The following is a 13,217-nucleotide window of genomic DNA, read 5'->3' as shown; positions in this document are numbered from 1 at the left end:
GCCCGTCGTGGGTCTTGCGTGCAAGATCCACCGCGGAATGTCCGCCGGACCGGGCCACCGGAAAAATCCGGGGTTAACGGTCACAGGTGGCGCGGCTCTGGAAACAGCGCAGCGCCGAAGCGCAGTACCTAACGAAGACGGTAAAAAGCATGAATCTTCACGAGTATCAGGGTAAACAGCTGTTCGCTGAGTACGGCCTGCCAGTTTCCAAGGGTTTCGCTGTAGATACCCCTGAGCAAGCCGCAGAAGCCTGCGACAAGATCGGCGGTTCCGAGTGGGTTGTCAAAGCCCAGGTCCACGCTGGTGGTCGCGGTAAAGCGGGCGGCGTCAAGCTGGTTCGCAGCAAGGAAGACGCCAAGGCGTTCGCTGCGCAGTGGTTGGGCAAGAATCTGGTTACCTACCAGACTGACGCCAACGGTCAGCCAGTCTCCAAGATCCTGGTCGAATCCTGCACTGACATCGCCAAAGAGCTGTACCTGGGCGCTGTAGTGGATCGTTCGAGCCGTCGTATCGTGTTCATGGCTTCCACCGAAGGTGGCGTGGACATCGAGAAAGTCGCTCACGAAACTCCTGAGAAGATCCTCAAGGCTACCATCGACCCGCTGGTCGGCGCTCAGCCGTTCCAGGGTCGCGAGCTGGCATTCCAGCTGGGCCTGGAAGGCAAGCAAGTACAACAGTTCGCCAAGATCTTCGTAGGTCTGGCCAAGCTGTTCAAGGATCACGACCTGGCCCTGCTGGAAGTGAACCCGCTGGTGATCAAGGCCGACGGCGACCTGCACTGCCTCGATGCCAAGATCAACATCGATGCCAACGCCATGTACCGTCAGCCTAAGCTGAAGACCTTCCACGACCCGTCCCAGGACGACGCCCGTGAAGCCCACGCTGCCAAGTTCGAACTGAACTACGTAGCGCTGGAAGGCAACATCGGCTGCATGGTCAACGGTGCCGGTCTGGCCATGGGTACCATGGACATCGTCAACCTGCACGGCGGCAAGCCAGCCAACTTCCTCGACGTTGGCGGCGGCGCTACCAAGGAACGCGTTACCGAAGCGTTCAAGATCATCCTGTCCGACAGCAATGTCGCGGCCGTTCTGGTCAACATCTTCGGTGGTATCGTTCGTTGCGACATGATTGCCGAAGGCATCATCGGTGCAGTGAAAGAAGTCGGCGTGAAAGTACCGGTCGTTGTCCGCCTCGAAGGCAACAACGCCGAACTGGGCGCTAAAGTACTGGCAGAAAGCGGTTTGAACATCATTGCGGCAACCAGCCTGACCGACGCTGCTCAACAAGTTGTCAAAGCTGCGGAGGGCAAGTAATGAGCGTCCTGATCAATAAAGACACCAAAGTCATCTGCCAGGGCTTCACCGGCTCGCAGGGTACTTTCCACTCCGAACAAGCCATCGCCTACGGCACCAAGATGGTCGGCGGCGTCACCCCAGGCAAGGGTGGCACCACCCACCTGGGCCTGCCGGTGTTCAACACCGTCAAGGAAGCTGTGGAAGCAACCGGCGCTGACGCTTCGGTCATCTACGTTCCGGCTCCGTTCTGCAAGGACTCGATCCTGGAAGCGGCCTTTGGCGGCATCAAGCTGATCGTCTGCATCACCGAAGGTATTCCTACCCTCGACATGTTGGACGCCAAGGTCAAGTGCGACGAGCTGGGTGTCACCCTGATCGGCCCTAACTGCCCAGGCGTCATCACTCCGGGCGAGTGCAAGATCGGCATCATGCCAGGTCACATTCACTTGCCAGGCAAGGTCGGTATCGTTTCCCGTTCCGGCACCCTGACCTACGAAGCGGTCAAGCAGACCACCGACGCCGGCTTCGGCCAGTCGACCTGCGTCGGCATCGGCGGTGACCCGATCCCAGGCTCCAACTTCATCGACATCCTGAAGCTGTTCCAGGAAGACCCGAAGACCGAAGCGATCGTCATGATCGGTGAGATCGGCGGTTCGGCTGAAGAAGAAGCTGCTGCCTACATCAAGGCCAACGTCACCAAGCCTGTCGTTTCCTACATCGCTGGCGTTACCGCACCTGCGGGCAAGCGTATGGGCCACGCTGGCGCCATCATCTCCGGCGGCAAAGGCACTGCAGACGAGAAATTCGCTGCACTGCAGGACGCTGGCGTGAAGACCGTGCGTTCCCTGGCTGACATCGGCAAGGCCCTGGCCGAGCTGACTGGCTGGGAAGCCAAGAAGTAAGTAACACGCTATACCCCCCACGCGCACAGAGGCCACCTTCGGGTGGCCTTTGTCGTTCTGGGTCGTCCCGCGATGGGCCCGGAAATGACAACTCAGATTATTCGATCGGGCCCATAGGATTTTTCCAGCAGACGATGGTTTCAATCCGAGGATAATCCAGCCATCCTCGGTCACGCAGACGACAAACACATACGCACATCGGACAACCAGCACCATTGCAGTGCGTTTGCCCGGCAAATTCTGTAACCTACGCGTTCACTCTGTGCCCGTACCCCAAAAGGGAACGACACGCTAAACGGGTCTGGCTCATCAAGCCGGGCAGCATTTCCCTCATCCATGTGGAAATCCCTTCTCGAATCCCGATTTCAGCAGTGTGGTACTTCCTTAAATGAAAGTGTTAAAAGGCCAGGACATCCTGGCGCTTGGCTTTATGACGTTCGCGCTTTTCGTCGGTGCGGGCAATATCATCTTCCCGCCTATCGTTGGTCTGCAGTCCGGTCCGCACGTGTGGATGGCGGCGCTGGGCTTCCTGGTCACCGCCGTGGGTCTGCCAGTCATTACCGTGGTTGCCCTGGCGAAGGTCGGTGGCGGGATGGATGCCCTGAGCAGCCCGATCGGCAAGTTCTTCGGCGGCCTGTTGGCGGCAGTCTGCTACCTCTCGGTCGGCCCGCTGTTCGCTACCCCGCGCACCGCGACCGTTTCGTTCGAGGTGGGTGTGGCGCCACTGACCGGTGAAAGCCCGCTGGCGCTGTTCATCTACAGCCTGGTGTACTTCGCTGTGGTGCTGGCCGTGTCGATGTATCCGGGCAAGCTGCTCGATACCGTCGGTCGCTTCCTGGCACCGTTGAAGATCATCGCCCTGGCGGTGCTCGGCATTGCTGCCTTTGCGCTGCCAGCGGGCTCGATTGGTGACGCGCAGCCAGCTTACGTCGCAGCTCCGTTCTCCCAAGGCTTCATCAATGGCTACCTGACCATGGATACCCTCGGTGCCCTGGTGTTCGGCATCGTCATCGTCAACGCCATTCGCTCGCGCGGTGTGGAGTCGCCCAAGCTGATCACTCGCTACGCCATCATCGCCGGCCTGATCGCCGGTGTCGGCCTGGCCCTGGTCTACATCAGCCTGTTCCGCCTCGGCGCCGGCAGCCATGAGATCGCTGCGAACGCGAGCAACGGTGCTGCGGTTCTGCATGCCTACGTGCAGCACACCTTCGGCTCGCTGGGCAGTGGTTTCCTGGCCGTGCTGATCGCGCTGGCCTGCCTGGTCACTGCCGTGGGCCTGACCTGCGCCTGTGCCGAGTACTTCAGCCAGATCCTGCCGCTGTCGTACCGTGCCCTGGTGGTGATCCTGGCGGGCTTCTCGCTGCTGATCTCGAACCTGGGCCTGACCAAGCTGATCATGTTCTCGATCCCGGTGCTGACCGCCATCTACCCGCCATGCATCGTGGTCGTGGGCCTGAGCTTCGTGAAGGACCTGTGGAACTCGCCGGTACGCATTCTCGCGCCGGTCATGCTCGTTTCGCTGCTGTTCGGCATGGTCGATGCGATCAAGGGCAGCAGCCTGGCGCACATCCTGCCGGACGCGGTGGCGCACTTGCCGCTGAGCGAGCAGGGCTTGGCCTGGCTGGTGCCTTCGGTGATCGCCCTGGCCGCCGCGGTGGTCTGTGATCGTCTGCTCGGCAAGCCACGCGAGGCGCTGGCCTGATGGGTTGAAGCCTGCAGCAGTGCTGGCCACAAGCCCATTGGCACTTGCTGGGTGTTTGAACCCGAAGCCCCGTATCCGAAAGGATGCGGGGCTTTTTGTTGGCAACGAGGTTTTCAGAGCCCGCATGTGTCTTTCGCCGATAGCCAACGTCGAATTCGGATTCTAACCTTTCTATGCACCTGGCCTCTGGAACCCGGCATGACCTTCATCCAAAGCAATCTCCACAACCTGCTGGCCATCGCCTGGTTTGCGCTGTGCTGGGGCGGCTACACCCGCTACGCCACATGGAAGGGGCGCGACACAGCGTGCCTGGCCAGCGTCCTGCATCTCTACCGGGAAGACTGGATGCGCCGTATGCTGCTGCGCGACAACCGCATCGCCGACGCCAGCGTGATCGGCAACCTGGAGCGCAATGCCTCGTTTTTTGCCTCGAGCACCCTGATCATCCTGGCAGGTATCCTCACCGTGCTCGGCGCCTCCGATCGCGCGCTGTCGCTGCTGGCCGACCTGCCGCTGGTGCAGCAGGCCTCGCAGGGGATGTCGGAGATCAAGCTGCTGTGCCTGGCGATGGTGTTCGTCTATGCCTTCTTCACCTTCAGCTGGTGCATGCGCCAATACAATTTCGCTGCGGTGTTGGTGGGTTCGGCGCCGATGATCGGTGAGCGGCAGGTCAGCGAGCTGGAGCGCAAAGCCTTCGCTTCACGCGCGGCGAGGGTGCTTTCGCTGGCGGCCAACCAGTTCAACCTGGGGCTGCGCTCGTATTACTTCGGCATGGCCATGCTCAGTTGGTTCGTCAGTCCCTGGATGTTCATGGTGCTGAGTATCGGAGTCGTATTCATTCTGTACCGACGGGAGTTCCACTCCCATGTACTGGAAGTGATGGTCTTCACACCCACTGAAAGTGTGCACAGCGAAGCGGGCAAGGACACTTCGGTACATATGAATTGATAGACGCTGACTGAAGCGTTTCATCAGTTAGTTGCAGGCACAAAAAAACCCGACGCAAGTCGGGTTTTTCCGTTCAGCATAATTACTGCTTGGCAGGTTCGGCCGGAGCAGTGGAAGGTGCCGGAGTGGAAGGCTGGGCTTCCTCGGCGGCTTTCTGCTGCGCTTCGGCCTGATCTTTGGCGGCTTCGGCGTTTTCCTTGGCGGCCTCGTTCACTTTATCCTGAGCCTCGCCCATCTTCTCCTGGGCTTGCTCGGCATGTTGCTGTGCGTCCTGGGCTTTGTCTTCGCTCGCCTTGTCGCAAGCAGCCAGGCCCATGGCAGCGGCCAGCATCAGAGCAAAAGCAAAAGGTTTACGCATGGGGTGTTTCTCCTTGGTGGAATAACTTACTTGAAACCTTCGAGTCCATCCGCCAGCCATAAGTTCAACGCAGGTTGCAGATATATAACACCCCGTTCTATATCGACTTTTCCGTTGATTTGTGAAATGTCGAGTCGGCAAGGAGTATGCGGACCATGAGTGAGACGGCCTTGATGGCGATGGCTGGACGTTTTCTTTCAGCCCTCAGGCATTGCCAGGTGTTGCAGATGCGTGTCCATCACGCTGATGCCGAGGGCATGACCCTGATACTGCCTTGGTCGGCAGCGATCGTTGGCAATCCACAGACTGGCGCCGTCCATGGCGGCGTACTGACCACGCTGATGGACACCACCTGCGGCATGGCCACCCTTTGTGTACTGCCGCAGTTCGAAGTCTGCCCGACCCTGGACCTGCGTATCGACTATATGCATCCTGCGCAGCCTGGCAAGGACATCCATGGCCATGCCCAGTGTTATCGCGTCACCCGTGATGTGATCTTCACCCGCGGCACGGCCTATCAGGACGACCCTGCTCAGCCGATCTGTCAGGTGGTCGGCACCTTCATGCGTCTTGGGCAGGAGGCCCGTGGTGGTATCCGTTTCGGCAGCGGCCTCAAGGAGGGCAGGGCATGATTCCCGAGGAAGTTCGCAAGCAGCTGACTCAGGCCCACGCCCGCGGCGACTATGCGCCGTTGCTGGCGCTGATTCCCTATGCCGGGCTGATCGGCATCGAATGCGAGCGCCAGGGCGATGATCTGCTGTTCCGCCTGCCGGCCAATCAGGACAACATCGGCAACCCTTTGCTGCCGGCCATCCATGGGGGTGTCATTGCGGGTTTCATGGAGCTTTCGGCAGCGCTCTATCTGCTGATTTTCAGCGAGAGCCTGAGCATTCCCAAGATCATCGACTTCTCCATCGACTACCTGCGCGCCGGGCACTACCGCGACACTTATGCCCAGTGCCAGCTCTGGCGCCAGGGCCGTCGAGTGACCAACGTGGCGATCACCGCCTGGCAAGGCGATCGCGACTCGCCTATCGCCACTGCCCGGGCGCATTTCAAGATCGAACCGCATAAGCCCTTGAAATAGTCGGACATGCCCCCATCTGCTGAACATCTGCCCGGCCATGCGCAATTGCCGTCGGGTGCAATGACCAACAGATCGGAGTTTGAAGACGATGAGTGTGGAGACTCAAAAAGAAACCCTGGGCTTCCAGACCGAGGTCAAGCAACTGCTGCACCTCATGATCCATTCGCTGTACTCGAACAAGGAGATCTTCCTGCGCGAGCTGATCTCCAACGCCTCTGACGCTGCCGACAAGCTGCGTTTCGAAGCCTTGGCCAAGCCTGAGCTGCTCGAGGGCGATGCCGATCTGAAGATTCGCGTCAGCTTCGACAAGGACGCTGGCACCGTGACGCTGGAAGACAACGGTATCGGCATGAGCCGCGCCGATGTCATCGCGCACCTGGGTACCATCGCCAAGTCCGGCACCGCCGACTTCATGAAGAACCTCACCGGCGACCAGAAGAAGGACTCGCACCTGATCGGTCAGTTCGGTGTGGGCTTCTACTCTGCCTTCATCGTCGCCGACAAGGTCGATGTCTTCAGCCGTCGTGCCGGCGCACCTGCAGCCGAAGGCGTGCATTGGTCATCCAAAGGCGAGGGCGACTTTGAAGTCGCCACCATCGACAAGCCGCAGCGCGGCACCCGCATCGTCCTGCACTTGAAGAAGGACGAGCAGGAGTTCGCCGACGGCTGGCGTCTGCGCAACGTGGTCAAGAAGTACTCCGACCACATTGCCCTGCCGATCCAGTTGCCCAAGGAGCAGGCTGCTGCCGCCGAAGGCGAAGAGCAGCCGGCCGAGGAATGGGAAACCGTCAACCGCGCCAGCGCCCTGTGGACCCGTTCGCGTACCGAGATCAAGGACGAGGAATACCAGGAGTTCTACAAGCACATCGGCCATGACTTCGAGAACCCGCTGGCCTGGAGCCACAACAAGGTCGAAGGCAAGCTCGAGTACAACTCGCTGCTGTACGTACCGGCCCGCGCCCCCTTCGACCTGTACCAGCGCGAAGCGCCGCGCGGCTTGAAGCTGTATGTGCAGCGCGTGTTCATCATGGACCAGGCCGAGTCGTTCCTGCCGCTGTACCTGCGCTTCATCAAGGGTGTGGTCGACTCCAACGACCTGTCGCTGAACGTGTCGCGTGAAATCCTGCAGAAAGACCCGATCATCGACTCGATGAAGTCGGCCCTGACCAAGCGCGTATTGGACATGCTGGACAAGCTGGCCAAGAACGAGCCCGAGCAGTACAAAGGCTTCTGGAAGAACTTCGGCCAGGTGCTGAAGGAAGGCCCGGCGGAAGACTTCGCCAACAAGGAGAAGATCGCAGGCCTGCTGCGCTTTGCCTCCACCCACGACGACAGCGGCGAACAGAGCGTCAGCCTGGCGGACTACCTGGCCCGCGCCAAGGAAGGCCAGGACAAGATCTACTACCTCACCGGTGAGTCGTATGCGCAGGTGAAGAACAGCCCGCACCTGGAAGTCTTCCGCAAGAAAGGCATCGAAGTGCTGCTGCTGACCGATCGCATCGACGAGTGGCTGATGAGCTACCTGAGCGAGTTCGAAGGCAAGGGCTTTGTTGACGTCGCGCGTGGCGATCTGGACCTGGGCAAGCTGGATTCCGAAGAGGACAAGAAGGCCCAGGAAGAAGTCGCCAAGGACAAGGAAGGGCTGGTCGAGCGTCTGAAGAGTGCGCTGGGTGACAGCGTGGCTGAAGTCCGCGTTTCCCACCGCCTGACCGACTCGCCGGCGATCCTGGCCATTGGCGAGCAGGACCTGGGCTTGCAGATGCGCCAGATCCTTGAGGCCAGCGGGCAGAAGGTGCCGGATTCCAAGCCGATCTTCGAGTTCAACCCGACTCACCCGCTGATCGAGAAGCTCGACAACGAGCAGAGCGAGGATCGCTTCTCGGAGCTGTCGCACATCCTGTTCGACCAGGCGGCCCTGGCTGCCGGTGACAGCCTCAAGGATCCGGCGGCCTATGTACGTCGCTTGAACAAGCTGCTGGTCGAGCTGTCGGCCTGAGTTCGAGCTTCATGAAAAAACCCGCTTCGGCGGGTTTTTTTGTGCCCGCCGAGCGCTAGCGCAAGCTTGTCAGGTATGCGCAGAACATATCGGCCATCGCATCGGCGTAGGCCTTGATCTGCGCCTCGGTGCGCGGCTGTTCCGAGAAACTTTTGCCAGCGCTGGCGAAGGTGCTGACGATCAGCTCGCCTGCCAGCGCCCGGGTCTGAGCACTGGCCTGGGGCAGCACTTCCTCGATGAAACGCTCGAAGGTCAGGTCTGCCGCCGCGCGCGCTTGCTGGATCTCCGGCGCATCGCGATAAAGGGGGGCTGCATCGTTCAGTGCCACGCGCATCGACGCCTCCTCGCACTCCGAGCGAATGAACGCCTGCACCAGCATGCGCAGACGCTCGAATACGGGTTTGCCGACATCCTCGAGAATGCTGCTGAGCATCTCGCTGGTTTCGCGCCATTCTTCGACCTGCAGTCGGAACAGGATCGCTGCCTTGTTTGGAAAGTACTGGTACAGCGATCCCACGCTCACGCCGGCTCTTTCCGCTACCCGCGCCGTGGTGAAGCGGGTGACGCCTTCATCGGCCAGCACCTGCGTGGCGGCCTGCAGGATCGCAGAGACCAGCTCGGTCGAGCGGGCCTGCTGAGGGTGCTTGCGCGAGGTGATCTGTGGGCGTTTGCGGGTCATGTCCATGGCGCTGATGTGATGATTTGTGCGCATCTTAGGTGGGCGGGTTCGCCTGATTCAACCCGATGCCTGGTCGCAAATGCGACTGCAAATGCGATCCCGAATGTCGATTTCTGCCCATGAATCGATATTTATCAATGGGTTGTTTTGCATGGCTAATGCGACTCTCCTGGCGATTATCCAACCTGGAACATCGGCCGTACCATTTGCTCCTGATACGACGAATCAGTCAGGTTTACCATCGCTTCAGGAGTAGCTCATGCATGTATTCGTAACCGGTGCCACGGGCTGGCTGGGCTCGGCGGTAACCCGTGATTTGATCGAGGCCGGTCATCGCGTCACCGGGCTTGCCCGCTCCAGCGAGAAGGCCGCCGCCCTGGCTTCCACGGGGGCAGGCGTACTCTGCGCGACCCTCGATGACCACGATGCCCTGCGCCAGGCAGCAGCTTCGGCCGATGCGGTGATCCATACCGCGTTCAACCACGACTTTTCCCGGTTCGCCGCAAACTGTGAGCAGGACCGTCAGGTGATAGACGTGCTGGGCAGTGCATTGCAGGGCTCGCAACGGCCTTTGCTGGTGACCTCGGGCCTTTCCGGCCTGCCGCGTCATGCGGTCGAAGCGGACAGGCCGGTTTCCGGCGGGCTGCGCCAATCCGAAGCGGCGGCACGAGCCTTGGCCGAGCGCGGTGTGCGTGCTGCCACCGTGCGCCTGCCGCCCTCGGTGCATGGTCTGGGTGACCACGGCTTCGTGCCTATCCTGGCGAAGTTGGCACGCCAGAGCGGAGTTTCGGCGTACATCGGTGAGGGACGCAATTGCTGGTCGGGTGTGCGCCGCCAGGATGCTGCGCGTCTGTACCGCCTGGCCCTGGAGGAAGGCGTCAGCCAACCGGTGTACCACGCCGTGGCAGACGAGGCCGTGCCGTTCAAAGCGATAGCCCAGGTGATCGGGCGCCAGTTGGGTGTGCCGGTGGAACCGCGCCCCGCAGAACACTTTGGCTGGTTCGCCATGATGGCCGGTGCCGATATGGCGGCCTCCAGCGCCCGCACTCGCTGGCTGTTGGGCTGGCAACCCGGCTGGCCCGACCTGCTCACCGAGCTCGATCAACCCGGTTATCACGCCGACTGAGCCCTACCAACCCGGGGACCGCAAAGGTGCCCGCAGTATTCCATGACGAAGATCATCCCAATGAATCAACAATCCTTGCGTTCCTCGCCATCAGCGGCAGGCAGTGTATTTCTGACGCTGCTGCCGATCACCCTGGCCGTCTTCATCGGCTTCCTCACCATCGGCGTGCAAATGCCGGTATTGCCCTTGCACTTGCATGACCGGCTCGGCATGGGCACGGTCGTGATCGGGCTGGTGGTGGGCAGCCAGTTCATCGCCGCCCTGCTTTCCAGGGCCTGGGCCGGCAATTTTGCCGATGTGCGCGGCGCCAAGCGGGCGGTGCTCCTCGGATTGCTGTTTGCCGCAGCATCGGGCTTGGCGTACCTGGCCTCGCTGCTGTTTCTGAGCAGTGCGCAGGCGTCTGTATGGCTGCTGCTGCTCGGTCGCATCCTGCTGGCTCTCGGCGAAAGCCTGATCGTGACCGGGGCGTTGGGCTGGTCGGTCGGGCGGGTAGGGCCACAGAATGCCGGCAATGTGATGGTCTGGGTCGGTATCGCGATCTTCGCGGCTTATGCGCTGGGCGCTCCGATAGGGGTCATGATCGCGGCGCAGTGGGGGTTCCTTGGGATCAGCCTGGCGACCATCGCCATCCCGCTGCTTGCACTTGCTGGCGTCATGGGTGTACGCGGTGTGGCGCCGACTGCGACCCGTCGTACACCCTTCTACCAGGTGCTGGGGGCGGTGCTGACGCCGGGTCTTGGCCTTGCCTTGTCCAGTGTCGGTTTCGGCTTGATAACGGCCTTCATCGCTCTCTTGTTCGCTGCCCGCGACTGGGGCGATGCGTCGCTGGCATTCACTGCCTTCGGCGTCGCGTTCATCGTTGCGCGGATCCTCTTCGGCCATCTTCCGGACAAGATCGGTGGCGCGCGCGTCGCGCTGGTGAGCGTGGCAGTCGAGCTGATCGGGCAATTGCTCATCTGGGGCGCGGCGAGCGAAGCGGTTGCCTACCTGGGGGCGGCCTTGACCGGCTTTGGCTACTCGCTGGCGTTTCCAGCGTTCGGCGTGGAGGCGGTGCGTCGCGCGCCCCCGCATACTCGTAGCCTGGCCATGGGCGCCTATGTGGCATTTCTCGATATCGCGCTGGGCATCGCCAGCCCCCTGGCTGGAGTGCTGGCCAGTACCTGGGGCGTGGCGTCGGTGTATCTGGCGGGTGCGGTGTGCGTGGGCTTGGCGTTGGTGGTCGCCTGGCGCTTGCTCGGCGCAACACCGGTGCCTTTGCAATCATGAAGATCGTCAGCATCGGCTAGCCTTTTGCACCGGGGTCCATACACACTAGGATTGTGATACGGAACAGTTCCAGGTTCAGGAGGAGTTTGATGAGCAAGGTAATCGTCGAGTCGCTGGTCTATCACGTCTCCGGCAGAGGCTATGAAAGCCGTCTGGTTTACGAGCCGGGGGCGTTGGGGCGACCAGGGCTGGTGATGGCGCCGAATTGGATGGGCATCGGCGAAGGTGCCGAGCGAATTGCCAAGGAAGTGGCCGAGAAGGGCTATGTGGTGTTGATCGCCGACCTGTATGGCCAGGGCGTGCGCCCGTCGAACGCCGATGAGGCCGGTGCGGCGATGATGCCGTTGAAGAACGACCGCGCCGAGCTGCGCAAGCGCATGCAGGAAGCCCTGGCGCAATTGCTCGGGCAGTCCAAGGCGCTGCTGGCGCCGGGCAAGGTAGGTACCTTTGGTTTCTGCTTCGGCGGCTGCTGCGCCCTGGAGCTGGCACGTACCGGCGCTGATCTGAAAGCGGCGGTGTCGTTCCACGGCACCCTGGACACGCCGAACCCTGAAGATGCCAAGCGCATCAAGGGCTCGGTGCTGGTGCTCCACGGTGCTTCCGACCCGCTGGTGCCCCAGGAGCAACTGCCGGCGTTCGAGGCTGAAATGAACGCTGCCAAGGTCGATTGGCAACTGTTGAGCTATGGCGGTGCGGTACATTCGTTTACCGACCCGAATGCCAACGTGCCGGGCAAGATGCAGTATGACCGTCGCACCTCGGAGCGGGCCTTCCGCGCGATGCACAATCTGCTGGAAGAAGTGTTTTCACACTGACGGTGTATTGGGGCTGCTATGCAGCCCTTCGCGGGCAAGCCCGCTCCCACAAGAATGGAGCAACCCTGACAAGCAGCGCTGCACCTGTGGGAGCGGGCTTGCCCGCGAACGGCCGCAAAGCGGCCGAACCTAGCGAGGTAGCTCGATCCGGGAGGTCTCCCCCGGCACCTGTGGCCAGTCACCTGCCGCCCAGCGTGCCCGGGCCTGTTCGATCAACTGCGGACCACTGGCAACGAAATTCCAGTTCATCCGCCGCGGTCCGTCCAGCGGCGCGCCGCCTATCAGCACCAACTGGCACTCGCCTTCGGCATACAGCTCCACTGCTTCGCCCTCTGGCAGCACCACCAGGCTGCACGCCTCCACCTCGTCGCCGTTTAGCACCAGCTCGCCATCGAGCAGGTACAGTGCCCGTTGTGCGTGCTCGTTCGGCACGATCAGCGGGGTTGCCGCCTGCATCTGCACCTGGGCGTAGAGGGTAGGAGAGAGCACCGGTACTGGCGACTCCAGACAGAATCCGGTGCCGGCGATCAGGCGGATGCGTACTCCCAGGTTGTCACTCACCGGCAAGCTGCTTGCGGGGTGGTGGCTGTAGCTCGGATCCCCCTGTTCGTGCGTCTTGGGCGATGCCAGCCACACCTGTAGGCCGTGCAGCCGCGAGCCCTCGGCGAAGGCTTGTGCCGGCGTACGTTCCACATGTGCCACGCCGCGTCCGGCAGTCATCCAGCTGACGTCACCTGGCAGCACGCGCTGGTTCGAGCCCAGGCTGTCCTTGTGCAGGATCTCTCCTTCGAACAGGTAGGTCAGGGTCGACAGGCCGATATGCGGGTGCTGGCGGATGTCCATGCCGTTGCCGGGTGCATAGTCGGTTTCCAGCATGTGGTCGAAGAACACGAAGGGGCCGACGCTGCGGCACTGAGCCGATGGCAGCGGACGCAGAATCGGTTGGCCCTCCACCGATTCGGCACGTGGGCGGATGATCAGGGGGCTGCTCATGGTCGGGCTCCGGACGGGCAGGGGGTGCGCCTAGCATAGCGGGTCGC

At 61.6% G+C, this 13,217-nt stretch carries 13 protein-coding genes; 10 read left to right on the top strand and 3 right to left on the bottom strand.

Translation table 11 applies throughout. The features are described from left to right. Positions 1 to 149 precede the first annotated feature (149 nt). From sucC to ACNFHO_RS04740, 4 genes are all read left to right on the top strand, one after another. Entirely contained in the window at positions 150 to 1,316 is a 1,167-nt protein-coding gene (gene sucC / locus ACNFHO_RS04755) for an ADP-forming succinate--CoA ligase subunit beta (RefSeq protein ID WP_011534748.1), read from the top strand. After that, positions 1,316 to 2,200: a succinate--CoA ligase subunit alpha gene (sucD, locus tag ACNFHO_RS04750; protein ID WP_016393102.1), complete on the top strand. Its 885-nt coding sequence runs from the start codon at positions 1,316 to 1,318 to the stop codon at positions 2,198 to 2,200. The genes sucC and sucD overlap by 1 nt, the downstream gene beginning before the upstream one ends. Positions 2,201 to 2,588: 388 nt before the next feature. Continuing rightward, positions 2,589 to 3,902, top strand: coding sequence for a branched-chain amino acid transport system II carrier protein (gene brnQ, locus ACNFHO_RS04745; protein WP_054894250.1), 1,314 nt, complete (start codon positions 2,589 to 2,591; stop codon positions 3,900 to 3,902). Between the two features lie 198 nt (positions 3,903 to 4,100). Next, positions 4,101 to 4,850, top strand: a complete 750-nt coding sequence (locus tag ACNFHO_RS04740) for a DUF599 domain-containing protein (protein ID WP_063545584.1) — start codon at positions 4,101 to 4,103, stop codon at positions 4,848 to 4,850. Positions 4,851 to 4,932: 82 nt separating this feature from the next. On the opposite strand, the gene ACNFHO_RS04735 is transcribed toward ACNFHO_RS04740, so the two are convergent. Continuing rightward, entirely contained in the window at positions 4,933 to 5,208 is a 276-nt protein-coding gene (locus ACNFHO_RS04735; protein WP_054894248.1) for a hypothetical protein, read from the bottom strand. A 155-nt stretch (positions 5,209 to 5,363) separates the two neighbouring features. Between ACNFHO_RS04735 and ACNFHO_RS04730 the strand changes: the two genes are divergently transcribed. The 3 genes from ACNFHO_RS04730 (at position 5,364) to htpG (ending at position 8,291) form a co-directional block, all read left to right on the top strand. Further along, positions 5,364 to 5,840: a PaaI family thioesterase gene (locus tag ACNFHO_RS04730; RefSeq protein WP_054894247.1), complete on the top strand. Its 477-nt coding sequence runs from the start codon at positions 5,364 to 5,366 to the stop codon at positions 5,838 to 5,840. Then, entirely contained in the window at positions 5,837 to 6,295 is a 459-nt protein-coding gene (locus tag ACNFHO_RS04725) for a PaaI family thioesterase (protein ID WP_054894246.1), read from the top strand. Before ACNFHO_RS04730 ends, ACNFHO_RS04725 begins: the two co-directional genes overlap by 4 nt. An 88-nt stretch (positions 6,296 to 6,383) precedes the next feature. Further along, positions 6,384 to 8,291 carry a molecular chaperone HtpG gene (gene htpG / locus ACNFHO_RS04720; RefSeq protein WP_416765470.1) on the top strand — a complete coding sequence of 636 codons (1,908 nt, stop codon included), beginning with the start codon at positions 6,384 to 6,386 and terminating at the stop codon, positions 8,289 to 8,291. 55 nt (positions 8,292 to 8,346) lie between these two features. Here htpG and ACNFHO_RS04715 read toward each other — a convergent pair whose 3' ends face one another. Beyond that, positions 8,347 to 9,003, bottom strand: a complete 657-nt coding sequence (locus ACNFHO_RS04715) for a TetR family transcriptional regulator (protein WP_371105606.1) — start codon at positions 9,001 to 9,003, stop codon at positions 8,347 to 8,349. A 226-nt stretch (positions 9,004 to 9,229) separates the two neighbouring features. On the opposite strand from ACNFHO_RS04715, the gene ACNFHO_RS04710 reads away from it, so the two are divergent. The 3 genes from ACNFHO_RS04710 (at position 9,230) to ACNFHO_RS04700 (ending at position 12,177) form a co-directional block, all read left to right on the top strand. Then, a complete protein-coding gene (locus tag ACNFHO_RS04710) occupies positions 9,230 to 10,096 on the top strand; it encodes an SDR family oxidoreductase (RefSeq protein ID WP_416765469.1) in 867 nt (288 codons plus the stop codon). Between the two features lie 60 nt (positions 10,097 to 10,156). Next, the gene (locus ACNFHO_RS04705) at positions 10,157 to 11,362 is read left to right on the top strand and encodes an arabinose transporter (RefSeq protein WP_416765467.1); all 1,206 of its coding nucleotides are present in this window, start codon (positions 10,157 to 10,159) and stop codon (positions 11,360 to 11,362) included. 89 nt (positions 11,363 to 11,451) lie between these two features. Continuing rightward, the gene (locus ACNFHO_RS04700; RefSeq protein WP_063545582.1) at positions 11,452 to 12,177 is read left to right on the top strand and encodes a dienelactone hydrolase family protein; all 726 of its coding nucleotides are present in this window, start codon (positions 11,452 to 11,454) and stop codon (positions 12,175 to 12,177) included. A 129-nt stretch (positions 12,178 to 12,306) separates the two neighbouring features. Here the strand turns inward: ACNFHO_RS04700 and ACNFHO_RS04695 are convergent, their stop codons facing one another. Next, positions 12,307 to 13,170, bottom strand: coding sequence for a pirin family protein (locus ACNFHO_RS04695; protein WP_416765465.1), 864 nt, complete (start codon positions 13,168 to 13,170; stop codon positions 12,307 to 12,309). Positions 13,171 to 13,217 lie beyond the last annotated feature (47 nt).

The sequence above is a fragment of the Pseudomonas sp. NY15374 genome (genome assembly GCF_048068255.1).
Taxonomy (GTDB): Bacteria; Pseudomonadota; Gammaproteobacteria; order Pseudomonadales; family Pseudomonadaceae; genus Aquipseudomonas; species Aquipseudomonas machongensis.
Note: the sequence above shows the minus strand (reverse complement) of the source record. Positions and strands in the feature narration are given on the sequence as shown.

Excerpts from the sequence above, each read along its gene's own strand:
- ACNFHO_RS04725 (WP_054894246.1), top strand. The coding sequence starts at position 5,837 with ATGATTCCCGAGGAAGTTCGCAAGCAGCTGACTCAGGCCCACGCCCGC.
- ACNFHO_RS04715 (WP_371105606.1), bottom strand. The coding sequence starts at position 9,003 with ATGCGCACAAATCATCACATCAGCGCCATGGACATGACCCGCAAACGC.
- sucD (WP_016393102.1), top strand. The coding sequence starts at position 1,316 with ATGAGCGTCCTGATCAATAAAGACACCAAAGTCATCTGCCAGGGCTTC.
- ACNFHO_RS04730 (WP_054894247.1), top strand. The coding sequence starts at position 5,364 with ATGAGTGAGACGGCCTTGATGGCGATGGCTGGACGTTTTCTTTCAGCC.
- ACNFHO_RS04700 (WP_063545582.1), top strand. The coding sequence starts at position 11,452 with ATGAGCAAGGTAATCGTCGAGTCGCTGGTCTATCACGTCTCCGGCAGA.
- ACNFHO_RS04705 (WP_416765467.1), top strand. The coding sequence starts at position 10,157 with ATGAATCAACAATCCTTGCGTTCCTCGCCATCAGCGGCAGGCAGTGTA.
- ACNFHO_RS04710 (WP_416765469.1), top strand. The coding sequence starts at position 9,230 with ATGCATGTATTCGTAACCGGTGCCACGGGCTGGCTGGGCTCGGCGGTA.
- sucC (WP_011534748.1), top strand. The coding sequence starts at position 150 with ATGAATCTTCACGAGTATCAGGGTAAACAGCTGTTCGCTGAGTACGGC.
- brnQ (WP_054894250.1), top strand. The coding sequence starts at position 2,589 with ATGAAAGTGTTAAAAGGCCAGGACATCCTGGCGCTTGGCTTTATGACG.
- ACNFHO_RS04695 (WP_416765465.1), bottom strand. The coding sequence starts at position 13,170 with ATGAGCAGCCCCCTGATCATCCGCCCACGTGCCGAATCGGTGGAGGGC.
- htpG (WP_416765470.1), top strand. The coding sequence starts at position 6,384 with ATGAGTGTGGAGACTCAAAAAGAAACCCTGGGCTTCCAGACCGAGGTC.
- ACNFHO_RS04740 (WP_063545584.1), top strand. The coding sequence starts at position 4,101 with ATGACCTTCATCCAAAGCAATCTCCACAACCTGCTGGCCATCGCCTGG.
- ACNFHO_RS04735 (WP_054894248.1), bottom strand. The coding sequence starts at position 5,208 with ATGCGTAAACCTTTTGCTTTTGCTCTGATGCTGGCCGCTGCCATGGGC.